The organism is Micromonospora halophytica, assembly GCF_900090245.1.
Lineage (GTDB): Bacteria > Actinomycetota > Actinomycetes > Mycobacteriales > Micromonosporaceae > Micromonospora > Micromonospora halophytica.
In genome coordinates, this window is sequence record NZ_FMDN01000026.1 from 1 (window position 1) to 24,341 (window position 24,341).

The 24,341-nt window shown below is 72.8% G+C and carries 28 protein-coding genes; 18 read left to right on the forward strand and 10 right to left on the reverse strand.

Translation table 11 applies throughout. The features are described from left to right. Window positions 1–12 precede the first annotated feature (12 nt). Complete coding sequence (locus GA0070560_RS24510; RefSeq protein WP_091301920.1) at window positions 13–1,329, reverse strand: ISL3 family transposase; 1,317 nt, start codon at window positions 1,327–1,329, stop codon at window positions 13–15. A gap of 43 nt (window positions 1,330–1,372) precedes the next feature. On the opposite strand from GA0070560_RS24510, the gene GA0070560_RS24515 reads away from it, so the two are divergent. The 10 genes from GA0070560_RS24515 (at window position 1,373) to GA0070560_RS24560 (ending at window position 8,476) form a co-directional block, all read left to right on the forward strand. Beyond that, window positions 1,373–2,485, forward strand: a complete 1,113-nt coding sequence (locus GA0070560_RS24515; protein WP_091301922.1) for an alpha/beta hydrolase — start codon at window positions 1,373–1,375, stop codon at window positions 2,483–2,485. Window positions 2,486–2,831: 346 nt separating this feature from the next. Beyond that, window positions 2,832–3,902 (forward strand): MerR family transcriptional regulator, encoded by a 1,071-nt coding sequence (locus GA0070560_RS24520; protein WP_170839570.1) that lies wholly within the window; start codon window positions 2,832–2,834, stop codon window positions 3,900–3,902. A gap of 131 nt (window positions 3,903–4,033) precedes the next feature. Beyond that, entirely contained in the window at window positions 4,034–4,774 is a 741-nt protein-coding gene (locus tag GA0070560_RS24525; protein WP_091301925.1) for a class I SAM-dependent methyltransferase, read from the forward strand. 40 nt (window positions 4,775–4,814) lie between these two features. Then, window positions 4,815–5,300 carry a GNAT family N-acetyltransferase gene (locus GA0070560_RS24530; protein ID WP_091301927.1) on the forward strand — a complete coding sequence of 162 codons (486 nt, stop codon included), beginning with the start codon at window positions 4,815–4,817 and terminating at the stop codon, window positions 5,298–5,300. A 46-nt stretch (window positions 5,301–5,346) separates the two neighbouring features. Continuing rightward, window positions 5,347–5,736: a cupin domain-containing protein gene (locus GA0070560_RS24535; RefSeq protein WP_091301929.1), complete on the forward strand. Its 390-nt coding sequence runs from the start codon at window positions 5,347–5,349 to the stop codon at window positions 5,734–5,736. Window positions 5,737–5,845: 109 nt separating this feature from the next. After that, complete coding sequence (locus tag GA0070560_RS24540) at window positions 5,846–6,364, forward strand: DUF2087 domain-containing protein (RefSeq protein WP_091301931.1); 519 nt, start codon at window positions 5,846–5,848, stop codon at window positions 6,362–6,364. A 53-nt stretch (window positions 6,365–6,417) separates the two neighbouring features. After that, window positions 6,418–6,885: a MarR family winged helix-turn-helix transcriptional regulator gene (locus GA0070560_RS24545; protein WP_091301932.1), complete on the forward strand. Its 468-nt coding sequence runs from the start codon at window positions 6,418–6,420 to the stop codon at window positions 6,883–6,885. Between the two features lie 74 nt (window positions 6,886–6,959). After that, window positions 6,960–7,373, forward strand: coding sequence for a DUF6069 family protein (locus GA0070560_RS24550; protein WP_091301934.1), 414 nt, complete (start codon window positions 6,960–6,962; stop codon window positions 7,371–7,373). A gap of 78 nt (window positions 7,374–7,451) precedes the next feature. Further along, window positions 7,452–7,952: a GNAT family N-acetyltransferase gene (locus GA0070560_RS24555; RefSeq protein ID WP_245675691.1), complete on the forward strand. Its 501-nt coding sequence runs from the start codon at window positions 7,452–7,454 to the stop codon at window positions 7,950–7,952. Between the two features lie 98 nt (window positions 7,953–8,050). After that, on the forward strand, window positions 8,051–8,476 hold the full coding sequence (locus GA0070560_RS24560) for an Hsp20/alpha crystallin family protein (protein ID WP_091301936.1): 426 nt from the start codon (window positions 8,051–8,053) through the stop codon (window positions 8,474–8,476). On the opposite strand, the gene GA0070560_RS24565 is transcribed toward GA0070560_RS24560, so the two are convergent. Further along, a complete protein-coding gene (locus GA0070560_RS24565) occupies window positions 8,466–9,488 on the reverse strand; it encodes a helix-turn-helix transcriptional regulator (protein WP_091301937.1) in 1,023 nt (340 codons plus the stop codon). The two genes, GA0070560_RS24560 and GA0070560_RS24565, sit on opposite strands and share 11 nt — an antisense overlap. An 81-nt stretch (window positions 9,489–9,569) precedes the next feature. Between GA0070560_RS24565 and GA0070560_RS24570 the strand changes: the two genes are divergently transcribed. Then, complete coding sequence (locus GA0070560_RS24570) at window positions 9,570–10,568, forward strand: tyrosine-type recombinase/integrase (protein ID WP_091301939.1); 999 nt, start codon at window positions 9,570–9,572, stop codon at window positions 10,566–10,568. A 12-nt stretch (window positions 10,569–10,580) separates the two neighbouring features. Here the strand turns inward: GA0070560_RS24570 and GA0070560_RS24575 are convergent, their stop codons facing one another. From GA0070560_RS24575 to GA0070560_RS24580, 3 genes are read right to left on the reverse strand one after another with little or no spacing between them, the layout of a single operon-like run. Further along, on the reverse strand, window positions 10,581–10,955 hold the full coding sequence (locus GA0070560_RS24575; protein WP_091301940.1) for a VOC family protein: 375 nt from the start codon (window positions 10,953–10,955) through the stop codon (window positions 10,581–10,583). Window positions 10,956–11,000: 45 nt separating this feature from the next. Continuing rightward, the gene (locus GA0070560_RS30145) at window positions 11,001–11,114 is read right to left on the reverse strand and encodes a hypothetical protein (RefSeq protein WP_425412708.1); all 114 of its coding nucleotides are present in this window, start codon (window positions 11,112–11,114) and stop codon (window positions 11,001–11,003) included. A gap of 39 nt (window positions 11,115–11,153) precedes the next feature. Then, the gene (locus GA0070560_RS24580) at window positions 11,154–12,860 is read right to left on the reverse strand and encodes an acyl-CoA dehydrogenase family protein (protein WP_091301941.1); all 1,707 of its coding nucleotides are present in this window, start codon (window positions 12,858–12,860) and stop codon (window positions 11,154–11,156) included. A gap of 109 nt (window positions 12,861–12,969) precedes the next feature. Here GA0070560_RS24580 and GA0070560_RS24585 point away from each other — a divergent pair, with 109 nt between their 5' ends. Further along, window positions 12,970–13,428, forward strand: a complete 459-nt coding sequence (locus tag GA0070560_RS24585) for an Rv0361 family membrane protein (protein WP_091301942.1) — start codon at window positions 12,970–12,972, stop codon at window positions 13,426–13,428. 39 nt (window positions 13,429–13,467) lie between these two features. Here GA0070560_RS24585 and GA0070560_RS24590 read toward each other — a convergent pair whose 3' ends face one another. Genes GA0070560_RS24590 through GA0070560_RS24600 form a run of 3 tightly spaced genes read right to left on the reverse strand, consistent with a single transcriptional unit; the run spans window position 13,468 to window position 16,498 of the window. Further along, on the reverse strand, window positions 13,468–14,184 hold the full coding sequence (locus GA0070560_RS24590) for a thymidine kinase (protein WP_091301944.1): 717 nt from the start codon (window positions 14,182–14,184) through the stop codon (window positions 13,468–13,470). Between the two features lie 56 nt (window positions 14,185–14,240). Beyond that, entirely contained in the window at window positions 14,241–15,629 is a 1,389-nt protein-coding gene (locus GA0070560_RS24595; protein ID WP_091301946.1) for an MFS transporter, read from the reverse strand. 20 nt (window positions 15,630–15,649) lie between these two features. Then, the gene (locus tag GA0070560_RS24600; RefSeq protein WP_425412709.1) at window positions 15,650–16,498 is read right to left on the reverse strand and encodes a glycerophosphodiester phosphodiesterase family protein; all 849 of its coding nucleotides are present in this window, start codon (window positions 16,496–16,498) and stop codon (window positions 15,650–15,652) included. A 30-nt stretch (window positions 16,499–16,528) separates the two neighbouring features. On the opposite strand from GA0070560_RS24600, the gene GA0070560_RS24605 reads away from it, so the two are divergent. Together GA0070560_RS24605 and GA0070560_RS24610 are read left to right on the forward strand one after the other, a co-directional pair. Further along, a complete protein-coding gene (locus GA0070560_RS24605; RefSeq protein WP_245675692.1) occupies window positions 16,529–16,975 on the forward strand; it encodes a helix-turn-helix domain-containing protein in 447 nt (148 codons plus the stop codon). Beyond that, on the forward strand, window positions 16,968–17,339 hold the full coding sequence (locus GA0070560_RS24610; RefSeq protein WP_091301950.1) for a DUF4180 domain-containing protein: 372 nt from the start codon (window positions 16,968–16,970) through the stop codon (window positions 17,337–17,339). Before GA0070560_RS24605 ends, GA0070560_RS24610 begins: the two co-directional genes overlap by 8 nt. 35 nt (window positions 17,340–17,374) lie before the next feature. Here GA0070560_RS24610 and GA0070560_RS24615 read toward each other — a convergent pair whose 3' ends face one another. Continuing rightward, window positions 17,375–18,268, reverse strand: coding sequence for a glycosyltransferase (locus GA0070560_RS24615; RefSeq protein ID WP_091301952.1), 894 nt, complete (start codon window positions 18,266–18,268; stop codon window positions 17,375–17,377). Window positions 18,269–18,785: 517 nt separating this feature from the next. On the opposite strand from GA0070560_RS24615, the gene GA0070560_RS24620 reads away from it, so the two are divergent. Next, window positions 18,786–19,619 carry a nitroreductase/quinone reductase family protein gene (locus GA0070560_RS24620; RefSeq protein WP_091301954.1) on the forward strand — a complete coding sequence of 278 codons (834 nt, stop codon included), beginning with the start codon at window positions 18,786–18,788 and terminating at the stop codon, window positions 19,617–19,619. 27 nt (window positions 19,620–19,646) lie between these two features. Here the strand turns inward: GA0070560_RS24620 and GA0070560_RS24625 are convergent, their stop codons facing one another. Further along, the gene (locus GA0070560_RS24625) at window positions 19,647–20,420 is read right to left on the reverse strand and encodes a lysophospholipid acyltransferase family protein (RefSeq protein ID WP_091301956.1); all 774 of its coding nucleotides are present in this window, start codon (window positions 20,418–20,420) and stop codon (window positions 19,647–19,649) included. 178 nt (window positions 20,421–20,598) lie between these two features. On the opposite strand from GA0070560_RS24625, the gene GA0070560_RS24630 reads away from it, so the two are divergent. From GA0070560_RS24630 to GA0070560_RS24640, 3 genes are all read left to right on the forward strand, one after another. Then, window positions 20,599–22,014, forward strand: a complete 1,416-nt coding sequence (locus GA0070560_RS24630; RefSeq protein WP_091301958.1) for a cytochrome ubiquinol oxidase subunit I — start codon at window positions 20,599–20,601, stop codon at window positions 22,012–22,014. A 14-nt stretch (window positions 22,015–22,028) separates the two neighbouring features. Next, window positions 22,029–23,027: a cytochrome d ubiquinol oxidase subunit II gene (cydB, locus tag GA0070560_RS24635; protein WP_091301960.1), complete on the forward strand. Its 999-nt coding sequence runs from the start codon at window positions 22,029–22,031 to the stop codon at window positions 23,025–23,027. Window positions 23,028–23,148: 121 nt separating this feature from the next. Further along, window positions 23,149–24,324, forward strand: coding sequence for a GNAT family N-acetyltransferase (locus GA0070560_RS24640; RefSeq protein ID WP_091301962.1), 1,176 nt, complete (start codon window positions 23,149–23,151; stop codon window positions 24,322–24,324). Window positions 24,325–24,341 lie beyond the last annotated feature (17 nt).

Sequence of the window (24,341 nt, forward strand, 5' to 3'; positions counted from 1 at the left end):
GGCTCATCGAAGTTAAGCGGGGTTGAGTTGTCCGCGGTGGCGTCGGGTGGTGGCGGTGCGGGTGCGTAGGCGCTGGTTCTCGGGGTTGCGGAAGCCGTAGGCGTCGCGGGCGACGGTTTTGATGACTCGGTTGGTGCCTTCTGAGCCGGCGTTGGTGATGCCGGTGGTCAGGAACGCCTGGATCTGTGGCCACCAGGTCTCGATGGTGGTGGCGAGCCGGTGTAGTTCGGGCAGGTCAGTGGCGGCGCAGCGGGCGTAGAAGCGGTGCAGCAGCCGGTGGATCTGTTCCCGGTCGGGCTGGGTGCGGGCGGTGGCGAGCAGGTCGAGCAGGTCTTCCTTGGCGTTCCACGCAGCCAGAATCGGAGCACCGATCGGCGCTGGGAGTGCCTCGAGGGTGTCGACGAGGCGGTCGACGTGTTTGCCGGGCATGCGGGCAGCGGATCGGGTCAGCCGGTTACGCATCCGCCATTCCGGGTCGGCGCCGCGGCCGCGGCGTCCCCGCTGGGTCAGTGTCACGCGGCGGCGGACCTCGGTGACGGCGCGGTTGGCCAGTTGCACGACGTGGAAGTGGTCAACGACCAGCAGCGCGTGCGGCAGCACCTGCCGGACGGCGCTCTTGAACACGGTGCACATGTCGATCGCCACCGCCTGGACCTGGTCGCGCCAGACGGGCGGGCGGTCCGTCAGCCAGCCGGTGACCGCGACGGTGGTCCGGCCTTCGACCTGGGCGAGCAGACCCTGTCCGCCGGACAGATCCACGAAGCCGACGTGCCACCGGTCCGCGGTCGTGGTCCACGAGCCGGCCTGCTCGTCCCAGGCCCAGCGGGGCTTGCCGCGGCGGACCTCGTCAATGCCGAGCACCGTGACCGGCTCGGGCTCGGCCGGCAACACCTTGGTCGCGTGGGCGGTGAATGCGCCCGCGACGACCGGCCACGAGACGCCGTGGTCCCGGGCGGCCTGCACGATCGTGCGGCCGCCGTCAGCGACCGCCGCACCCGCCGCCTGACGCAGCCGGGTGGTCAGCCGGGCACGGGCCGGAACCTGGGCCACGTGTTCGGTGAACGACTGGCGCGGGCAGGCCGGGGTCGGGCAGTACCAGCGTCGCTTGCGCCAGCGCAGCCGTACCGGCCGGCCTCCGACCGGCAGGTCCCGCGGCCGGGTCGTGGTCCACTGCTTGATCCGGACCGCCCGCTGCCCGCACTGCGGGCAGCATCGCGCCTGTTCACAACCGGTGGCCAGGTGCACCACCGGGACGCCGGTGGCGTCCAGCTCGACCCGCTCGGCCACCAGGCCGTCCAGACCCAGCAGCCGGGTCGTATCGTTGACCATGCTCGCAGCTCTTCACTTGTGACCATCCGACTTAGACACTCAGATGATCACCGATGAGCTGCGAGCCCTTCACGCTCGGGCCGCCTCCAGCAGCGAACCCCGCTCAACTTCGAAGAGCCTCTTTCTCACCGCCGCGTGGGGACCTGCTGTTCCCGCGGCACACGCCGGGACGACGCCTCCGCGCTTCGACGACGGCTTCGGGATCACCGTGACCAGACAGCCTGCGTGGGTGGACGCCGAGGAACGCACCTTCACCTTCACGGTGCGCTCTGACCAGGTCCCTGCCTACACCGTGCTCCCGGGTCAGGTCTCCGGGGAGCACGTCATCATGGTTACCCTGCCGGCCGGGTATGACAGCACCGCCGCTGCCCGCTATCCGGTGCACTACACGCTGCACGGAGCCCCCGAGTACCCGAACGCGTCCAGGACCAAGAGGATCGTCGAGCAGGCGACTGCAGCCGTGCCGCTGATCACCGTCACTCCCAACGGCGGCGGCCGCGGCTGGTACTCCAACTGGGTCAACCCTGGCGCGCTCGGCCCGCAGAACTGGCAGTTCTTCCATCTCGATCAGCTGATCCCGCTGATCGACACCAACTTGAAGACCATTCCCACCAGGCAGGGCAGGGCGATCTCCGGTCATTCGATGGGCGGCTTCGGCGCCTTCCGCTACGCCGAGCACCGGCCGGACCTGTTCAGCTATGTGGGCAGCTTCTCCGGCGACCTCGACCTGGTGAACCCGGAGATACGCGCCGCCGTTGTCGCCAGCACCCAGTTGGAGTCTTACGGCGTCCCGATCGTCCCGATCGACGCGATCTTCGGCCTGCCGGTGTGGCCGCTGGACGGTGTCTGGAACGCGCAGAGCCCTGCCCAACATGTCGCGTCGCTGCGCGGCATGGGTGTGGCGATGTACACCGGCGACGGCGGCAACCTGCTGGACGACCCGGTCCAGGCGGTGGCCGAGAACCGGGTAAGGCAGACCGCCCTGGTGACCGCCGCCAACCTGACCGCAGCGGGTATCCCTCACCACTTCATCGACTACCACGACGGCAGCACGTGGGCCCCCGGATGCACTGGCAAGCACAGCCAAGAACCGTGCCTGCAGGCCGACATGAACCACTTCGTGAGGTTGATCATGCAGCAACTGCAGAACCCGTAACCGCCACGCCCAGGCACTGACCCTGGGTGTGCCAGCGGTACTTGGCCATCCTCACCGTCAGCGCGGCCACGCGGGAACCGGCCATAGAACCGCCCCGACAGCCCTCATGCCCGAGCAGATTATTGGATTATCATTAACGGCAATCCACTAATCTGCTCGGGCGTAACGGGCAAATCAATCGCACACCATAATGTCTGTTCTGTTGTTCCCGTGCGTCGACGCGTGGGACCCGAGGAGTAGAGACTTCCCTTCGCCACGGGCGCCCGTGGCGCTTGACCTTCACCCTCGGGCAGACCCCAGCCTGGGTCGTGCCGGCCGAGGTGGCCGGCACGAGGAGGATGTCGACGTGGGGTTGTTGACCATCGGGGCGTTCGCCAGGGCGGCGCGGCTGACGCCGAAGGCGTTGCGGCTCTACGACGAGTCGGGCCTGCTGGCGCCGGCCGCGGTCGATCCCGAGTCCGGGTACCGGTTCTACGACCCGGACCAGCTGCCCAAGGCCCGGCTGATCGCCCAGCTACGCCGCATCGGCATGCCGCTGGCCGAGATCGGGGCGGTCTGCCGTCTCGATCCGCAGGCGGCCGCCGCGGCGATCGAGGCGTACTGGGTGCGCGTCGCCGCCGACACGGCTGCCCGCAGACGCATCGCCACCTTCCTCGTCGATCACCTCTCAGGAAGGGGCACCACGATGTCCGATGCGAACCAGGCGCTGACCTTCCGTCACGCGGTGCACTGCGTGGCCGGAGCCGTGCGCGACAGCAACGAGGACGCCGCGTACGCCGGTGAGCGACTGCTGGCGGTCGCCGACGGGCTACGCGGCCCCGGGGGCGCGGCTGCCAGCGCCGCCGCGATCGACACGCTGCGGGCCCTGGAGCCGGTCGAGGCGCCGGCGGGGGACCTGCTCGCACTGATGGCCGGCGCGCTCGCCGAGGCCGACCGCACCGTACGCGAGGCGGCACTGGAGGACCACCAGCCCGTCACCACCCTGACGGCGATGCTGCGCTCCGGGTCCCTGCTGGCCCTGGCACACATCGGTGACACCCGGGCCTACCTGCTGCGCGCCGGCGAGCTGTCCCTGCTCACCCGGGACCACACCTACGTTCAGTCGCTGGTCGACCAGGACCGGCTCGACCATGCCCAGGCCGCGACGCATCCACAGCGCGCTCTGCTGGTACGGGCCCTGGGCGCGGGCGGCCACCAGGTCGAGGCGGACCTCGCGCTGCGTACCGTCATGGCCGGCGACCGTTACCTGCTCTGCTCGGACGGGTTGTCCGCCGTCGTCGCGCACGCCACGATCCGGTCCGTCCTCGCCGCCGAGGCCGACCCGGAGCACCTCGTGCGACGCCTGGTCGAGGCCGCGTACCAGCAGGGGGCGCCGGACAACATCGCCTGCGTCGTCGCCGAGGCCGTCACGGCGTAGGGCGGCCGGTCGTCGCTGCCTTTCGCCGGGGCGTGCGCCGGCCTACCTCAGCCGGTCGTCGGGCAGCAGCCCGGTCCACGTCGGCGGGAAACGCCTCGCCGGGCCGACGCACGTCCGGTTACGGTGCGGCGGTGCGTGACGCGGAGTTCACCGACCCCCGTCTCGTCGCGGTCTACGACGCCGAATGTGGCTGGTCCGCCGACGACGACTTCTTCCTCACCGAGGTCGGCACGGCACCGCTGCGGGTGCTCGACTTCGGCTGCGGCACCGGTCGGCTGACCCTCGCCCTCGCCGCGGCCGGACACACCGTCACCGGCGTGGATCCGGCCCGCGCGTCGTTGGCCGCCGCGCGGGCCAAGCCGGGCGCCGAGCGGGTCAGCTGGGTCGCCGGCAGCCGGGAGGTGCTGCCGGTCGGGGTGTACGACGTGGCGCTGATGACGAGCCACGTGGCGCAGTTCCTGACCGACGACGGGCAGTGGCGGGCGACCTTGGCGGCGCTGCGGGCCGCGCTGGTCGACGGCGGTCGGCTGCTGTTCGACTCCCGCGATCCGGCCGACCGGCGGTGGGAGCGGTGGAACCCGGTCGACTCGCGTCGGCACGTACCGCTGCCGGACGGCCAGGTGGTGCGGGTCTGGACGGACGTGACCGCCGTGCGCGGCGGCGGCCTGGTCGAGCTCCGCCGGCACTACCGGTTTCCCGGCGGTGAGCGGCTGCGCAGCCGGGCGGTGCTGCGCTTTCGGGACGAGGCGCGGCTGCGCGCGGACCTGACCGCCGCCGGGTTCCGGGTGGACCGTGTCCACGGTGGCTGGCACGGCGAGGCGGTCGGTGCGGGCGAGGACGGCGAACTCGTGGTGGTCGCGACCGCCGGGTAATTCGGTGGGGTCGTGGGGCACCGGCCACTAGTCTGCCCGAATGATCATCAGGGACTTCGTGGAGACCGACTGGCCGGCCGTCGAGGCGATCGTCGCGCAGGTCGTCGCCGCTGGTGACACGTTCCCGTACGACCCGGCCTGGCCGGCGAAGGTGCTGCGCGAGGTGTGGGTGGAGGCCCCGCCGGGGCGGACGGTGGTCGCAATGGACGGCGATCAGGTGCTGGGCACGGCGAAGATGGGCCCCAACCGGCCCGGTCCGGGTCGGTATGTGAGCACGGCCAGTTTCATGGTCGCCGCCGACGCGCGCGGCCGGGGCGTGGGCCGCGCGTTGGCGGAGGATGCCCTGGCCTGGGCCCGCACACAGGGGTACGCGGCGATGCAGTTCAACGCCGTGGCGGAGTCCAACGAGGTCGCGGTGCGGCTCTACCGGCGGCTCGGGTTCGCCGTCATCGGCACCGTGCCGGAGTCCTTCGCGCATCCGCAGCGGGGCCGGGTCGGCCTGCACGTCATGCACCGTTTCCTCTAGACCGGCGGGGTCACCGCATGGGCGCGGCCGGTGCCAGGATGGGCCGATGAGCGAGGAGCCGATCGACCTGGCGAGCGCGCTGGCCGCGTTCGACCAGCTGTGGAGTCCGCGGATCGTCACCCGGGTCAACGACTACGACGTACGCATCGCCAAGGTGGCCGGCGAGCACGTCTGGCACGCCCACGACCACACCGACGAGTTCTTCCTGGTCCTCGACGGTGAGTTGCGCATCGCGCTGCGCGAGCCGGCCGGGGAGCGGACGGTGGTGCTGCCCCGGGGCGCGGTGTTCGTGGTGCCGCGTGGCGTGGAGCACCGTCCGTCCTCGGTGGATGGCGCGTCGATCCTGATGTTCGAGCCGGCAGGCACCTCGAGCGTGGGGGACCGGCACGAGGACGTTCCCGACCACGTGGACGCCACCACCGGGCACACCCTCTGAGCCGCACCGCGTCGGCACGGCCTGCTGCGTCGCGTCTCACCGCACGCCGAGGGCAGGGCCGACTGAAAACACGTGGCGGTGCCCGTATCCCAATGGCAGGGTGGCGGGCATGACGGCGCAGGCTCTGGCGGGTGCGCTCGCCGACGACGGACGGCGGCGGGTGTTCGCGGCGATCGTGCTCGACGGCGGTGACCTGGCCGCGGTGGCCGCGCGCGCCGGGCTGCCCGCGCGGCAGGTGGCAACGGCGGTGCGGCGTCTCGCCGACGCCGGCGTGGTCGTCGACAGCGGCGATGAGCTGCGGGTGGATGCCGAGCGGCTGCGCGAGGCGGCACGGACCGCCGGGCCGCCGAGCCGGTCCGAGGATCCCGAGCAGCGGGTGCTACGCACCTTCCTGCGCGACGGGGTGCTGGTGAGCCTGCCCGCACAGCGCGGCCGGCGGCGGGTGCTGCTCGCGCATGTGGCCGGGTCGTTCGAGCCGGGGATCCGTTACCCGGAGCGCCAGGTCGACGAGTTGCTGCGGCGGTGGTGCGACGGCGGTGGCACGGACCATGTCACGCTGCGCCGTCATCTCGTCGACGAGTGCCTGCTCGCCCGGGAGCAGGGTGTCTACTGGCGGATCGGTCCCTGACCGTCCGTCGGCGAGACGATCCGGATCCGGACGGCCTTGTTAGCCTCGGTGGCATGACCTCGTGCTCGCCGGGTGCCCCCGACCTGATGTTCCTGCTCGCGTGGGCCAGTAACGCGCTCATGGTGGAGCACGGCGCGGGTGTGGCCGAGCTGGGCATCTCCCCGCGGGGGCACTGCGTGTTGCTCAAGGCGCGTCCGGGAGGTCTGACCCAGCGTCAGATCGGTGACCTGTGTGGCATCGACAAGACCACCATGGTGGTCACCCTCGACCAACTCGAAACCGCCGGGCTGGTCCGCCGCCGCCCGTCGCCGACCGACCGCCGGGCCCGCCTGGTGGAGGTGACCGTCGAGGGGGAGAAGGTGCTCGACCGGGCGCAGGAGATCGCCGCCGCGCTCCAGCGGGACGTGCTGTCGACACTGCCCGAGGCGGACCGTGAGGTGTTCCTGCGCTCGATCAGCAGCCTGGTCTCCGGCCGGCTGGCCGGCGGTGGGTGCGGCCCGGGGAGCCGCCCGACCTGCTAGTCCCAATCGAGATAGTTCGGATCAAGACTATCTGGTACGGTCGTATGCGTCCATTCGTCGACCGAGGAGCTGGCATGACCGTGACCGCACACCCCGCCACCGCGACCCCGTCTCCGCGCCGCCGCGCGCTGGGTGTCGCCGCCGCCGTCCTGACCCCCGCCGCGATCTGGGTGATCGGTGCGATCGCCGGGGTCGACTACACCGTCGAGAACCCCGGACAACCGGCCTTCGTGGTCGGTTTCGTCCCCGTGCTGATCTTCTCGCTCGGGTCGGCGCTGGTCGGCTGGTTCGGGCTGGCCGTCCTGGAGCGCCTGGCCCGGCGCCGGGCCGCCGTCATCTGGACCACCCTGGCCGTGGCCCTGACCCTGCTCTCGCTCATCCCCGTCTTCGCCACCGAGGCGACCACGGGCGCCAAGATCGTCCTGAGCGTCATCCACCTGGCCGTGGCGGCGCCGCTGATCGCGCTGCTACCGACGCGCGCCCACTGAGCCGACCACCGGCACCGGCGACCACGACGGTCGCCGGTGCCCGGGAATTCCCGTTGACCGGGTGGCGACGATCAACAGATGAGCATGTCCGACAGCGCCGGGTGGACGGTGCGCCTGACCCGACCCGAGCACCCCGACGCCACCGGCCTGCTGTGGCACTACTACGAGGAGCTGGTCCGCCGCTACCACGGCCGGCCGGTACGCCCGGGCGAGGTCGAGTCGGCGCTGCGGGACGAGCCCAGCGACGATCTCGTCGCCCCGACCGGCCTCCTGCTGGTCGCCCACCGGTCGGGTCGACCCGCCGGTTGCGCCGGACTGCGGCTGCGCCCCGCCTGGGCGGAACTGACCCGGCTCTTCGTCCACCCGCAGCACCGGGGAAGCGGGGGCGGGGCGGCACTGCTGGCCGCCGTCGAGCAGCGCGCCCGCCGGCTCGGCGTCGACCGGATCCGGCTGGACACCCGCCACGACCTGGTGGAGGCCCGGGCGCTGTACGCCCGCCACGGCTACACCGAGATCCCTGCCTACAACGACGGCGGGTACGCCGAACACTGGTTCGAGAAGCTCCTGCCGTCGAGTTGACGCCCGGCCCGACACGCGCTACATATCGAATAGGAAGTTGAGTCACCCTGGCTCAACTCGACTGGACCTTCGGCCCAGGGAACCGAGGAGGCACGACGATGTTGATGCGTACCGACCCCTTCCGTGAGATCGACCGGCTCGCCGAGCAGTTCTTCGGCACCACCGCCCGGCCGGCGATGATGCACATGGACGCCTACCGCGACGGCGACCACTTCCACGCCGCGTTCGACCTGCCCGGCGTGGACCCGGACAGCATCGACTGCACGGTGGAGCGCAACGTGCTGACCGTCCGCGCCGAGCGGCGACGCCCCACCGGTGACAAGGTCGAACTGGTCGCCGCCGAGCGCCCGATGGGCACCTTCAGCCGGCAACTGTTCCTCGGCGACACCCTCGACACCGACCGCCTCGAGGCCGGGTACGACAACGGGGTGCTGACGCTGCGCATCCCGATCGCCGAGCGCGCCAAGCCGCGCCGGGTCACCGTCACCGCCGGGGGCAACGGCCACCGGCAGCTCACCGCCTGACGGACCCACCGGCGGCGGGAGCCTGCGACGCTCCCGCCGCCGGTGGGTACAGGGCGGCCATCGCGTGGGCGCTGGCCGCCACCATCTCCCGCAGCTCGGCCGGGGCGAGCACCTCCACCTGCGCGCCGAGCTTGAGCAGCTCGGTGTGCCCGTGCCGCACCGACTCGATCGGCACCGTGGTGCGCACCCAGCCGTCGGCGTCCGGCTCCCCGGCCGCAGCCCGCGCCGCCCGGCTCATCGCGGGCGGGAATACGTACGCCATGAACTCCAGCGCGGCCACGGTGACCCGGATGCGCGCCTCGTCGCGGTAGACGCCGCGCTCGTACCGGTCGGTCCACTCCCGCCAGAAGGCGGCCAGGTCGAAGTCGGCGGGGCGGGTGAAACCCTCGTCGAGGACGGTCAGCGCCAGGACCGCCGCCACCCGGTAGGTGCGGACCTGGGTGTCGGCGCGCGCCACCAGGTACCACCGTCCGGCCTTGAGGACCACGCCCAGCGGGGCCAGCACCCGGGTCACCTCCCGGGGCCGCTTCCACCGCTGGTAGCGCACCTCGACCAGGCGTTCGGACCAGACCGCGTCGGCCAGCGCCGTCAGGTGCGGGGTCGACTCCGGGTCGCGGAACCAGCCCGGCGCGTCGAGGTGGAACCGCTGCCGGATGCGGTCGCCCTGCTCGGCGAGGTCCGCCGGCAGCGCCGCACGCAACTTGAGTTCGGCCGCGGTGAGCACCGCGCCGAGTCCCAGGTCGGCGGCGGGGCCGGGCATCCCGGCCAGGAACAGCGCCGCGGCCTCGCCGGAGGTCATCCCGGTCAGCCGGGTCCGGTAACCGCCGAGCAGCCGGTAGCCGCCGGCCGGACCGCGGTCGGCGTACACGGGGACGCCGGCAGCGCCGAGCGACTCGACGTCGCGGTAGACGGTACGTACCGAGACCTCCAGTTCGTCGGCGAGTTCCTGGGCGGTCATCCGCCCCCTGGCCTGCAGTAGCAGCAGCAGGGAGACCAGCCGGCTGGCGCGCACCGCACGACGGTAACCCGGCCGCCGGATCCTGCTCCGCGCGCCTCGTGGTGATTCCCCGCCACGGCTGAGAGCCTTTCTCACATGCTGCGTCCCGACGTCCCGGTCCTGTCCCGCACCCCGGCCCGGCCCGCCCTGCTGACAGCGCCGGCCGACTTCACCGAGGCGTGGCTGCGCAACCGTCGGCTGTCGGAGCACACCCGGGACGCCTACCGGCGCGACATCGCCGGCTGGCTGGCCTGGTGCGCCGGCCGGGAGCTGGATCCGTTACGGGCCAACTTCCTCGACGTCAACGCCTACGCCCGGCAGTTGGAGGCCACGCTGGGCGCGCGGTCCGGCCGCCCGCTGACCCCGGCCACCGTGGCCCGCAAGCTCTCCGCCCTGTCCAGCTGGTACGAGTTCCTGGTGAAGCTGCGGGCGGTCGAGGCCAACCCGGTCGCCGGGGCGGACCGGCCGCGCGTCGACCGGGACCACTCGGCCACCGTCGGACTGACCCCGGAGGAGGTGGACGCCCTGCTGGCCGCCGCCGACGCGGACACCGGCCCGACCGCAGCCCGCAACCGTGCCGCGATCGCCCTGCTGGCCGACCTCGGCCTGCGGGTCGGGGAACTGGTCTCGCTGAACCTCGCCGACCTGGGCGCGGAACGGGGGCACCGCAGCGTGCGGTTCGTCGGCAAGGGCAACAAGCCACGCCGCCGCGCGCTCACCCCCGGCACCGCGCACGCGCTCGACGCGTACCTGTCCGCACGGGCGGCCGCGCAGGGCGTGCCCGTCGAGCAGCTCAGTGGTCCGCTGCTGGTCACGACGACCGGGGCCCGCCTGGACCGGCACTCGGTGTTCCGGCTGGTCCGCCGGCTGGCCCGCACGGCCGGCATCCCGGCGGCGGCGAAGCTGTCGCCGCACTCGCTGCGGCACGCCTTCGCCACCACCGCCCGCGCGGAGGGGGTGCCGTTGGAGGACGTGCAGGACGCGATGGGGCACGCCGACCCGCGTACCACCCGCCGCTACGACCGGGACCGGCACAACCTCGACCGCGACCCGGCGTACGTCATCTGGGCCGCCCGGGCACGACGGCGCGGCTGAGCCCGCCGCAGGTCAGCCCCGTGGGCGGGGACAGATGCAGAACGGCTGGCCGGCCGGGTCGAGCAGCACCACCCAGCGCCCGTCGCCCGGCTGGAACTGCGGCTTCGTGGCGCCTGCGGCCAGGAACTCCTGCTCCGCCACGTCGAGGTCGTCGACGTACAGGTCGAGGTGGTAGCGCTTGCCGGAGTCGGTGTCGGGCCAGCGTGGCGGCGCGTACGCCTCGACGGCGCCGAAGCCGACCGACACACCGGTCGGGGCGGTGATCATGGCGTATCCGGGCTCGGCGTGGGTGATCTCCCATCCGAGCACCCGGTGGTAGAACGCGGCGTGTGCGGTCGGATCGGGGCTGTCCAGGTTGACCATGGCAAGGTCTGCGGTGACTGTCATGCCCGGCAGTCTGCCGCCGGTACCTGACATCTCCTGGCAGGTACGTCAGGACTGTCGGCGGCGTTGGTTGGCGTACCTGCGGACAGCGAAGGCGTAGGCCTCGGCGAGGAGGTCCCGGACCGTCGTGAGGATGGCCTCACCCGGGCTCACCACGCGCACACCGGCCGCGAGGAACGCGGGGAGAGCCGCAAGCCGGCGTCAACAGAGCGTGTCGAGGTGCCGATGGGCGTCGACGGCGATCTCCTCGTGGCGCAGCCACCGCCGCGCCCACAGTCGGGCGGCCAGCCCGGCCTGCTCGTCGCCCCAGGCGGCATGCTCCACCAGCAGCGCCGTGGCCAGCGCGTACGCCATCCGCAGCGCCAGGCCCCGGGCACCGGCCACCACGGCGGCGGCCCGTGGGTCGGCGACGGCCCCGGCGAGGGCGTCACGCAGCTCGGCGGTGACCGTGGCGAGGGTGTCGGCCAGTTCCGGCGACAGTGGGCAGGCCAGGTCGGTGGCCTCGTCGAGGCGGCGCAGCAGCGGGCCGCCGGCGTCCTCGCGGGCCACCGCGCGCAGCACGTCCACGGCCAGCACGTTGGTGGTGCCCTCCCAGATCGGCAGCACCTGCGCGTCGCGCAGCAGCCGGGGCACCCCGGTGTCCTCCACGTAGCCGGCGCCACCGAAGGCCTCCACGTACTCGCTGGCGGAGGAGACGGCGAGCCGGCCGGTGGCGAGCTTGGCCAGCGGCGCGACCACCCGCAGCTCGGCCGCGGCGTCCGGGTCGCCGCCGACCTCCACCCGCCCGAGCAGCGCGAACGCGTGCCCGGCCAGGGCGAACGCGCCGGCTGCGTCGACGGCGAGCGCGCCGAGGGTGGCCCGGTGCAGAGGGTTCGCCGCCAGCGGCCCGCCGGCGACGTGCCGGCTCTGCGCGTACGCCCGGGCGTAGGCCAGGCCGCGCCGCATGCCGCTGGCCGCGGCCGAGGCGTTGTGCACCCGGGTCACCACGACCAGGGTCATCGCCCGGGCCAGGCCCGGCACCGCCGGGTCGCCCAGCGGCAGCGCGTAGGCGTCCCGCAGCCCGATCTCGGCGGTCGGCAGGGCCCGGGTGCCGAGCTTGTCCTTGAGCCGGTGCACGGTGATCCCCGGCGCGGGCGCGTCCGGTCCGGTGCTGGCGCCGGCCAGGGGCGAGTCGGCGGCGTAGCGGGGCACCAGGTACGGCGCGAGCACCCGGCTGCCCCGGCCGGCGCCCTCGGGTCGTGCCAGCGCCACGGCGATCGGCGCGTCGGCGGCCGAGCAGAACCACTTCTCCCCGGTCAGCCGCCACGACCCGTCGGCGGCGGGCCGGCCGATGGTGGTGGAGCGGGACAGGTCCGAGCCGCCCTGCGACTCGGTCATCCACTGCCCGCTGACCACGGCGGTGTCCGGGTCGGTGGAGACCAGCCGGGGCAGCCAGTCCCCGCGTACCGCCGGGTCGACCCCGGGCAGGCTCAGCAGCGCCGCCGCGCCGTCGGCCATGGCCACCGGGCAGGAGAAGGTCGCCGACTCCGGGGCGTACAGGTGCAGCAGGGCGTGCTGGACGACCCGGGCGGCGGTGCCGAAGCTGGCGCGCGCGGACTCCAGGTAGGGCAGCGCGACCACGGCGTGCCGGGCGGCGGCGGCCCGCTGGGCCTGCCAGCCGGCGCTGGTGTCGATCCGGTCGACCCGGGCGCCCCACCCGTCGTAGCGGACCAGGGTGGGTGGGTGTGCCTCGGCGTCGGCGTGCGCGGCGCGCAGCGGGCCGGTCACGTCGGCGGCCAGGTCGGCCAGGCGGCCCTTGGCGGCGGCGTGTCCGGCCGGGCCGAGGTGCCGCTCCAGCCAGGACCGCAGCAGCGCGTCGCCGGTGTACGGGTCGTCGGGGGTCGGTACCGGCTGCACGTAGCGGCTCATCCGTCGCTCCTCCTCCGGGTGTGCGCCGACGGTAGACGATCGGCGCGGCGGCGCGACAGGGGGCGATGTTCCTGCGCCAGGGCCCGCGCGGCGCATACCGTCGACGGTGATGGGCGGTGAGCAGGGGTGGACCCGGCCGGCGCGGCCCCACCGGCCGGTGCGCACCGGTCTGGTGCTGGGCGCCTCGGCGATGCTGCTGTGCGTGGCCGGGGTGGCCGGGCTGGGCCTGTGGAACGTGCAGGTGGTCACCGGGGCCAGCGGCCCGGTCCGGGAGACCGCCGACGGGTTCTTCCAGGAGGTCTCCGCCGGCGAGGTCGACCGGGCCTACGACCGGCTGTGCGCGCAGGCCCGGGGCAAGTGGAGCGAGGTCGGTTTCGCCGGTTGGGTGCGGACCCCGCCGATGGTCAGCGGGCACGAGATCCTCGACGTGTCGGTGCGTACGAAAGGCGGCCGTCCGGTGGGGGAGGTCACCGTGCGGCTGACCCGCGACGGCGGGGCCGGCGAGCAGCGGACGGTGCCGGTGGTGAAGGAGGACGGCGGCTGGCGGGTCTGCGGGGACCCGTACTGAGCGACCGCAGGGCCGAGCGGACGACGCCCCGGCGACGGGTCAGGCGCGCGGGCCGAGGTCTCCGGAGCGGTAGTGCCGCCGGCAGAGCACCTGGTAGCGCATCTCGGCGGTCTCCACCGTGTCGCCGATGACGACCTGCGCGCCTTCGCGGACCACCCGCCCGCCGACGACCCGGGCGTTGAGCAGCCCTTCCCGGCCGCACCAGCAGAGCACCTCGATCTGGATCCGGGCCACCTCGTCGGCCAGCTCGAACAGGCGCCGGGCGGCGGGGAACAGGCAGGAGCGGAAGTCGGTGGCCAGGCCGAACGCATACACGTCGACGTCGTAGCTGTCGACCAGTTCGGCCATCTGCTCGACGTGCTCGACGTTGTAGAAGGACGCCTCGTCGCAGATCAGGTAGTCGACGCGGACCCCTTCGGCCCAGGTGTCGCGGACCAGGGCACGCAGGTCCAGCGAGTCGGTGACCTCGACGGCGGAGTGGGCCAGGCCGATGCGGCTGGTGACCTGGGGGCCCAGGGACCGGTCGATGCGGGTGGTGACCAGGCCGCGCCGGCCCTGCCGGGCGTGGTTGTAGTTCATCTGCAGCGCCATCGTGGACTTGCCGCAGTCCATCGGCCCCCAGAAGAACTTCAGCGCGGCGGCGTGCAGCGGCCGGCCGTCGACGCCGCGAGCGGCGGCGCAGCCGGTGAAGCCCTCGTCCGGGCCCGGGAGCGGGCGGGCCAGGCAGGTCGGGGTGTCAGCGGCGTCGTCGGTCACGTCGGGGCAGCCTAGTCGATCGAGGCGTTCCGATCGGGCCGGTGGACGCCGCTGCCCTACAGCACGCGCGGTGGGGTGTTGCCGGCGGCGACGATGGCACGCCGGATCGGCACGGCGGCCAGCAGCGCGAAGCCGACCACGAAGAAGATCAGCAGTGAGACCAGGCCCACCCGGTAGGAGGAGGTGAGCTGGAACACCAGGCCGAAGGCGAGCGGCCCGAGCCAGCTGGTGCCCTTGTCGCTGATCTCGTAGAAGCCGTAGTACTCGCCCTCCTTGCCGGCGGGGATGAGCTGGCTGAACAGGGACCGGCTCAGCGCCTGGCTGCCGCCGAGGACCAGGCCGATCGCGCCGCCGAGCAGCATGAACGGCAGCGGCGCCTCGGCGGGCAGCCGGAACGCGCCGACGATCACCGCGGTCCACAGCACCAGCGACAGCAGCACCGTCTTCCAGGCCCCGATACGCCGGGCGAGGGCACCGAGGGTGAGCGCGCCGCCGAAGGCGAGGAACTGCACCAGCAGGATCGTCACGATCAGGGTGTCCTGCTTCAGCCGCAGTTCCTCGGTGCCGTACTGGCTGGCGAGGGTGATGACGGTCTGGATGCCGTCGTTGTAGACCAGGAAGGCGAGCAGGAAGAACAGTGTCAGCGGGTACGCCTTGATCTCCCGCAGGGTGCGGCCGAGCTGGCGGAACCCGTCGGTGAGCACGTTGCCGCCGCCGCGCAGCGCCTCGGCGGTGGGGTGCTCGCGCAGCCAGCGCAGCGGCACCAGGGTGAACGCCGCCCACCACACGCCGGCCGACACGATGGACCAGCGGGCCAGGTCCAGGGTGCGTTGCGGGTTGCCGTCCTCGCTGAGCACCGTGACGGCGACGAGGTTCAACGCCAGCAGCAGGCCGCCACCGAGGTAGCCGATGGCCCAGCCGCGGCTGGAGATCGCGTCGCGTTCGTCGGGGCCGCCGAGTTGCGGCAGGAACGAGTTGTACACGACCACCGCCGCGCCGAAGGCGATGTTGGCCACCAGGAACAGCGCACCGCCGAGCAGGTAGCGCTCGCCGGTGACGAAGAGGAAGCCGATGGTCGCGCCGGCGCCGGTGAACGCGGCGGCGGCGAGCAGCCGCTTCTTGTGCAGCGACCGGTCGGCGACGGCCCCGATGACGGGCAGCACGAAGACGGTGAGGAACACCGACAGGGAGATCAGGTACGGGTAGTAGGAGCCGGCGGCGACCTTGATGCCGAGCGGGTACACGTGACCGTCGCAGCTGTCGGCGTCGATCGTGCACCCGGCGGCCAGTTCCGCCACGGTGGTGAGGAACGGGCCGAGGAACACGGTGATGACCGTGGTCTGGAAGGCCGAGTTGGCCCAGTCGTAGACGTACCAGCCGGTGCGTTCGCGGCGGGTGCTGGCCGGTGGAGGGGTGTCCACCGCAGGGGTGACGGTCTCGGCCATCGGGTTCCTCCGCCGGGGGTTCAGGCGGCCCAGTGGCCGCGGCTGCGGTAGACGTCGCGCAGCACGCCGACGTGATCGGTCATGATGCCATCCACCCCAAGATCAAGTAAGTCGTGCATCTGGGCGGGTTCGTCGATCGTCCAGACGTGCACCTGTAGCCCGAGCCGGTGACAGTAGGCGAGGAACCGGCGGTCGACCACCGGCACCCGGCCGTAGCGGGGCGGGACCTGAGCGGCGACCACCGACTCCGGCAGCCGCAGCTGCCGCCCGTGCAGCGAGGCCAGCCGCAGCCGGGCCACCCCGCGCATGCCGAGGCTGGTCGCCACCCGGCCCTGGGTCAGCGCCCGCAGCCGGACCAGCCGGGCGTCGCTGAACGACGCCAGCAGCACCCGCTCACCCGCGCCCGTCCGGGTCACCGTGGCCACCGTGGGCTCGACGCCACCGTCGGCCTTGACGTCGATGTTGAACCGGACCCGCGGCCAGGCGGCCAGGACCTCGTCCAGCCGGGGTACGACCGCCGCGCCGCCGACGCGTACCGAGGCGAGGTCGGCCCAGCGCAGGTCGGCGATGCGCCCCGGGGTGCCGGTGACCCGGTGCAGCGTCGCGTCGTGGAAGACGACGGCCACCCCGTCCGCGGTGGCGTGCACGTCGGTCTCGACGTACCGGTAGCCGAGCCCGACCGCCCGGGCGAACGCTTCGGCGGTGTTCTCGTCGCCGTCGGCGGCGCCACCGCGGTGGGCGAAGGCCAGTGGCCCGGGCGCGTCGAGGTAACCGGATGGGGTCGGCACGCGACGCAGTATGCCTGCCGCGGGTGGCCGCCGGGTGACGGGCCGGTGCTCACCGGGCGGCACGACAATAAACTTCCCCATCGTTCCCTGTTATGGCTTAATAAGGGTCCTATGGGTAACGACATGTACTCCGTCGAGCAGGTGGCCGACCTGCTCGACCTGCACGTGCGCACCGTACGCGGCTACATCCGCTCGGGTCGGCTGCGCGCGGTGCGCATCGGCAAGCAGTACCGGATCGCCCCGGCCGACCTCGACGCGCTGCTCGGCCGGACGCAGCCGCCGCCGGGCCCGGTCACCACGCTGGAGGTCTCCAGCATCGTGCAGCTCGACGGCGTCGACCGGGCGGCGGCCGACCGGCTGGCCACACTCGTGCTGGCCGGCGTCAACACCCACCGGGCCGGGCCGCTGCGGGTCCAGACCGTCCACGACGAGGAGCGACAGCGAATGAAGATCGTGTTGATCGGCGGCGCGTGCGACACCGCCGAGGTGCTGCACCTGCTCGACGCCGTGCTCACCGACGGCAACGGCCTGCTCGCGGGGGAGGCCCACGATGGCTGACGAGGTGCAGCAGCGGGCCGGGGTCGGGGTGCTGGTGTGCGACCCGGCCGGCCCGCCGGTGGCCACCGTGGCCGACGCGCTGGACCTGATCGGCGCGGCCTTCCTCGGCGCGGAGGTGGTGGCCGTGCCCGCGAGCCGGCTGGACGCCGACTTCTTCTCCCTCGGCACCCGCTTCGCCGGCGAGGTCATGCAGAAGTTCGTCAACTACCGGCTGCGCCTGGTCGTGGTCGGGGACATCTCCGCCCACCTCGCGGCCAGCGCGGCGCTGCGGGCGCTGGTGCACGAGTCCAACCGGGCCGATCATGTGTGGTTCGTCCCCGACCTCGACGCGCTCGACGCCCGGCTGACCGCCGCGCCCCGCTGAACGCCGGCCGGTCCCTGACGTGTCGACCCGGACCGCTACCGGCCGCCCTGGACGAGGTCGGGCAACCTGCGCCGGATGCCGGTCGGGTCGGTGCGGCGACGGTGGCTCCAGTACAGCTGCCGGTGCGCGCCCTTCGGGAAGCTGGGCTGCCAGGGCTTCACCGGGCCGGCGAAGTGGAGGATGGACGCGTCCGTGAGGCTCCCGCCGATACCCGGGTCGAGCCGCCACGCCATCATGTGGTTCCAGCGCTTGGACAGCCGGGTCCAGTTGCCGTACACCGCGTAGTTGAGGGCGTCCTGGTCCGGAAAGCGCGACTCGTGGGCGTGGCGGGTGACGTAGTCGAGGGCCTTGCTGGTGACGTCGAGTTCCTTCCACCGCGGCACGTCGATGAGCAGCACGCCGGAGTTGAAGTACGGGGCCTGGGCGTCGAGGTCACGGGAACCGTAGATGCCGGGTAGGCCGCCGGCGTCGATGAGCCGGCGGGTGAACGCGTCCCGTACCGCGCCGACCGGCGTGCCGGCCAGGTCGACGTCGCGCAGCTGCGCCAGCGAGCCGGTGCAGAGCACGTCGGAGTCGAGGTAGAGCAGCCGGTCCACCTCCGGTGGCAGCGCCGGGGGGATAAGCAGCCGCAGGTACATCGCGGGGGAGAGGTAGCTCAGACTGGGGTTGCGGGAACCGGGCAGGCGGATCTGTGGCGGGTCCACCGTCAGGAAACAGACCGTGGCCTCCGGCCCGGCCGCCCGGGCCATGTCGACGCGGGTCCGCTCGGCGACATCGTCACCGGCGACCAGCCAGAACCGCAGTGGCCCCGGCGTCTGCGCGGCCACGGTGGACATCACGACTGCCGCGTGGGGGGCGTAGGTGGCGTCGAAGGCCAGCGCGACGTCCAGGACTGCCGCCTCTCGATCAGGAGCACGATGAAGGTCAATTTACCGCGTGGTAACGGGAGCGACAACACGGCAGCCGGACAGGGGTGGCTCCCCTCGGGCGCGGCGGCCGGTGCTGGGCGCGGCACGCGGCGCCTCGCCACCACCGTGGCCCGGGTTCAGCCGCCCGGTCGGCGGCGGTGGGCACGGCTGGTGTCCACCGGGCGGCCGGGGTCGACGTGCCGATGATCCGGTCGGTCCCCTCCAACACGGCAGCGGACGCGGAACACGTTGCCCATCGGCGCACGTAGGCATTAGGGTCGATGTCGTGACTGCCGGGTCGGCCATGGGCCACGATGAGACAGGGCACCCGGCCGACGCGTGAAGCCGAGGCGGGCCCGGAGCCCGCCTCGCGCGTCCAGGCCCTGCACGCCGGGTGCCGTCGTTCCCGTCGCGCCCCCACTGTCCCCGCGCACCTCGCCGGTGCGACCTTTCGCGTGATCGTCCGTCGACGTCCGCGTTCTCCGACCCTTCCGCGTCCGCCCTGCGGCGCGCACGTCCGCCTGGAGCTCGTACCCGTATGCCCAATGACGTCAACACTCGTGTCATCGAGGAGTTCCGCGCCAACGCCGGCCGCGTCGACGGCTGGTCAGACGGCGCCCGTCTGCTGCTGCTCACCACCACCGGGGCGCGCACCGGCGCCCCGCACACCACCCCGCTGGGGTATCTGCCCGACGGCGACCGGGTCCTGGTGATCGCCTCCGCCGGAGGCGCGCCGCGCGACCCGCAGTGGTTCCGCAACCTGCTGGCCGACCCCATGGTCACCGTCGAGGACGGGGTCTTCACCTATCGTGCCCGCGCGGAGGTGCTCGACGCCGCCGACCGGGACCGGGCCTTCGCCCGGGCCGCCGAGGCCCACCCGGGGTGGGCCGAGTACCAGGACAGGGCGGGGCGTCAGCTGCCGGTGGTGGCGCTGGAGCAGGTGCCCGGTCCGCCGATCTCGCCGACCGGACCGCCGGGTGCGGCCCTGGTGGCCGTGCACGACGCCTTCCGGCGGGAGCTGGCGCTCATCCGCGACGAGGTCGAACGCTCGGGGGCGCGGATCGGCGCGCAGCTGCGGGTCAACTGCCTGACGCTGTGCCAGGGGCTGCACGGCCACCACGAGCAGGAGGACACCGGGTTGTTCCCGTGGCTGGCCGACAACCACCCCGAACTGGCCCCGGTCATGCAGCGGATCGAGGTGGAGCACCGGACGATGGCCGCGCTGCTGCAGCAGTTGCGTACCGTCCTGTCGGCGCCGAACCCGGACCGGGAGGTGCTGCGCCGGGAGGTGGCGCGGCTGACCGACCAGGTGCTGGCCCACCTGGCCTACGAGGAGGAGCAACTGGCGCCGTTCCTGGGCATGCCCGCGTGACGCCGGCCGGGCGGGCGGCCCGACGGGTCAGCCCGCCCGGCGGCGGTGCACCCGGCTGGTGTCGACCGGACGCCCGGGATCGACGTGGCGGGGCCGGTCGGGCTCGTCGAGGCGCAGCGGCACGAGGGTGTCGGTGATCGCGTCGACGATCCGGTCGGTGGCCCGCCGCGCCACGCCGGGGGTGCCGTGGTGCAGGTCGCGCAGGTAGACCGGGTCACCGAAGCGGACCCGGATCACCGGCCGCCGCAGCAGGGCGCGGGCGATGCCGCGCAGCATGCCCTTGGGCGCACGGTAGGGGAGCACCTCGTGCGAGCCCCACTGGGCGACCGGGACGATCGGGGCGCCGCAGGCCAGGGCGAGCCGGGCGGTGCCGGTCTTGCCGCGTTCGGGCCACATGCCCGGGTCCAACCCGATGCGTCCCTCCGGGTAGACGAGCACGACGGAGCCGGCGGCGACGGCCGCGGCGGCGTCGTCGAGGGCCCGGTGCACGGCGGCGGTGCCCCGGTCGACACGCAGGTGCCCGGCGTGGCGCATGAGCGCGCCCAGGACGGGGGCGCGGAACAGCCCGCCGGTGGCCATGAACCGGGGTGCGACGCCGCGGGCGCGGCAGGCGGCGCCGAGGACGATCGGGTCGAACGGGCTGATGTGGTTGGCGGCCAGGATCAGCGGCCCGCCACGCAGGTGCTCCGGCACGTCGCCGGTGACCTCCAGTCGGGCGAGCAGGGCGACGACGGCGCGGGCGAGGGCCTGGGCGGCTCGCCAGAGCAGCGGCGGTCGCCACGGGGAGGTCAGGGTGTCCATCAGGGGTGGATGGTCGCATGCGCGCGCAAGCCGGTGGGGGGCGGCACCGGGTCCACCGGCAGAGGTGATCAGGGTCATTGGTCCCGGGTCGGCTCGGGCCTCCCGACCCTGCCCATCTTTCTACGACGCGCAGTAGTATCTACTACGTCTCGTAGTATGAACATCTGGAGGGTTACCGGTGGACGCGTTGGACGTCGCCCGCTGGCAGTTCGGTGTCACCACCGTCTACCACTTCCTTTTCGTGCCCCTGACCATCGGGCTGTCGATCCTGGTGGCGATCCTGCAAACCCTGTGGCACCGCACCGGCAACGAGCGCTACCTCAAGCTCACCAAGTTCTACGGCAAGCTCTTCCTGATCAACTTCGCGATGGGCGTGGTCACCGGCATCGTGCAGGAATTCCAGTTCGGCATGAACTGGAGCGACTACTCCCGCTTCGTCGGCGACATCTTCGGCGCACCCCTGGCCATCGAGGCCCTGGTCGCGTTCTTCCTGGAATCGACCTTCATCGGCCTGTGGATCTTCGGCTGGGACCGGCTGCCCAAGCGGCTGCACCTGGCCAGCATCTGGGCCGCCGCGATCGGCACCAACCTCAGCGCGTACTTCATCCTCGCCGCGAACTCGTTCATGCAGAACCCCGTCGGCTACACCATCAACCCGGAGACCGGCCGGGCGGAACTGACCGACTTCGTCGCCGTGCTCACCAACAAGGTCGCGCTGATCACCTTCCCGCACACCCTCGCCGGCTCGTTCCTGGTCGCCGGCTCACTGGTCGTCACCGTCGGCCTCTGGCACGTCATGCGCAACCGCGACAGCGCCGACACCGGCGCCTACCGCTTCGCCACGAAGTTCGGCGCCTGGGTGGTGCTCGTCTCCGCCGCCCTGGTGACGATCACCGGCGACATCCAAGGCAAGATCATGACGCAGGTGCAGCCGATGAAGATGGCCGCCGCCGAAGGCCTCTACACCACCGAGAGCCCCGCCTCGTTCTCCGTACTCACCATCGGCAGCCTCGACGGCAGCCGCGAGATCTTCGCCATCAAGATCCCGTACCTGCTGTCGTACCTGGGCACCGGCGACCCCGACGGCACCGTCCAGGGCATCAACGACCTGCAGGCCCAGTACGCCAGCCAGTACGGCGCCGGCAGCTACACCCCGATCATCCCGGTCACCTACTGGAGCTTCCGCTTCATGATCGGCTTCGGGATGGCCGCCGCCGCGATCGCCCTGCTCGTCCTCTGGACCCAACGCAAGGGCCGCACCCCCACCAGCCGATGGCTGCTACGCGCCGGCCTGATCCTGCCCGTACTGCCGCTGCTGGCCAACTCCTTCGGCTGGATCTTCACCGAGATGGGCCGCCAACCCTGGATCGTCTTCGGCGAGATGCTCACCCGCGACGGCGTCTCCCGCAGCGTCTCCCTGACCGAGGTCCTCACCTCCTTCACCGCCTTCACCCTCATCTACGCCGCCCTCGCCGTCATCGAGTTCAAACTGCTCGTCCGCTACGCCAAGGCCGGCGTCCCCGACCTCACCCCCACCGCCGAACCCGACGACACCGACGACGACGCCGAGCGCCCGCTCGCCTTCGCCTACTGATCCCGGAGCCCACCGTGGAACTGACCACCATCTGGTTTCTCCTCGTCGCCGTGCTCTTCACCGGCTACTTCATCCTCGAAGGCTTCGACTTCGGCGTCGGCATGCTGCTGCCCGTCCTCGGCCGCGACGACCGGGAACGTCGCGTCCTGATCAACACCATCGGCCCGGTCTGGGACGGCAACGAGGTCTGGCTGATCACCGCCGGCGGCGCCATGTTCGCCGCCTTCCCCGAGTGGTACGCCACCCTCTTCTCCGGCTTCTACCTGCCGCTGCTGCTGATCCTGCTCGCCCTGATCGCCCGGGGCGTCGCCTTCGAGTACCGCCACAAGCGCCCCGAGGCGTCCTGGAAACGCCGCTGGGACGCGGCCATCTTCTGGGGCTCGCTGCTGCCGGCGATCCTGTGGGGCGTCGCCTTCGCCAACATCCTGCGCGGCGTGCCGCTGGACGCCGACCACGAGTACGTCGGCGGCCTGCTCGACCTGCTGCACCCGTACGCCCTGCTCGGCGGCGTGACCACCGCGGCGCTGTTCCTCACCCACGGCGCGGTGTTCATCGCCCTGAAGACCACCGGCGAGGTCCGCGACCGCGCCGGAGCCCTCGCCGTCAAGCTCGGCCTCGGCGCCGCCGTGGCCGCGGTGGCGTTCCTGACCTGGACCCTGAGCATCCGCTCCAGCGCCGCCGCCGTGGTGCTCGCCGTCGGCGCGGCGCTGGCCCTGCTCGGCGGACTCGCCGCCGCCCGGGCCCGCCGCGAAGGCTGGGCGTTCACCGGCACCGCCGTCGCCATCGCCCTGGCCGTGGCGACCCTGTTCGCGGCGCTGTTCCCCAACGTGCTGCCCTCGACCCTCGACCCGGCCGGCACCCTGACCGCCACCAACGCCGCCTCCACCCCCTACACCCTGAAGATCATGACCTGGGTGGCGGTGGTCTTCACCCCCATCGTGCTGGCCTACCAGGGCTGGACCTACTGGGTGTTCCGCAAGCGGATCGGGGTAGTGAACATCCCACAACACTGAAGACCTGCGGGGGCGCGGGACGCGGGGCCGGTGCGAGGGGGTCGCACCGGCCCCGCGGCACGTCCCCACCCCGGGGGAAAACCCGCCGCGCCCGCCACGACCCGCGCACTATCGTGGCCCGATGCCCGTCACCGTCCGCGAACTCACCGACGCCGAACTCACCGACGCCTGGCAACTCGGCCGACTGGCCTTCGGCTCCGACCCGCAACCCCCACCCGCCGCCACCGCACCCCGCGCCGGCCTGACCCGCTACGGCGCCTTCGACGACACCGGCCGGCTGCTCGGCAAAGCCGTCGACCTGCACCACGACCAGTGGTGGGCCGGCCGCCCCGTCGCCGCCGCCGACGTCGCCGGAGTCGCCGTCGCCCCCGAGGCACGCGGCCGGGGCATCGCCCGCGCCCTGCTGCGCGCCCTGCTGCGCGACGCCCACGACCGCGGCGCCGCCGTCAGCGCGCTGTTCCCCACCGTCAGCGCCCCCTACCGCGCCTGCGGCTGGGAGGTCGCCGGCACGCTGCGCACCGTCGCCCTGCCCACCGCCACACTGCCCCGGCACCGGCGCGCCGACCACCTGAGCGTCCGCGCCGGCGGCCCCGCCGACCTCACCGCAGTCGCCGACCTCTACGAACAGACCGCCCGGCACCGCTGCGGCATGCTGACCCGACGCGGACCGCTCTTCGCCACCGACGACCTGCCCTACGACGGGCTCACCCTCGTCGAGGACCACGGACGGCTCGTCGGCTACGCCGGCTGGCAACGCGGCCGTGGCTACGGACACGACAGCGTCCTCACCGTCGACGACGTCCTGGCCACCACCGCCGACGCCGCGCGGGAACTCGTCGCAGTCCTCGCCAGCTGGCACAGCGTCGCCCCCACCCTGCGCCTGACCCTGCTGCCCGGCGACGCCCTCGCCGCCACGCTGCCCCTGGAAAGCACCCGCGAACACGACCAGGACACCTGGATGCACCGCCCCGTCGACGTCACCCGCGCCGTACGCGACCGCGGCTGGCCACCCCACGTACGCGGCAGCGTCACCTTCACCCTCGACGACCCGCTCGCCGACTGGAACACCGGCACCTGGCAACTCGACATCGCCGACGGCACCGCCGAACTACGCCGCACCGACACCGACGCCGACCTGCACCTGAGCGTGCGCGGCTTCGCCCTGCTCTACACCGGCGCCACCACAGCGGCCGCCGCCGCCCACGCCGGCCTGCTGCACCACCCGACCGGCACCCCACCCCACGCCCTGGACCTGCTCGCCGCCGGGGGACCGGCCCACCTGCACGACTACTTCTGACCGGCCCGCGTGCCGTG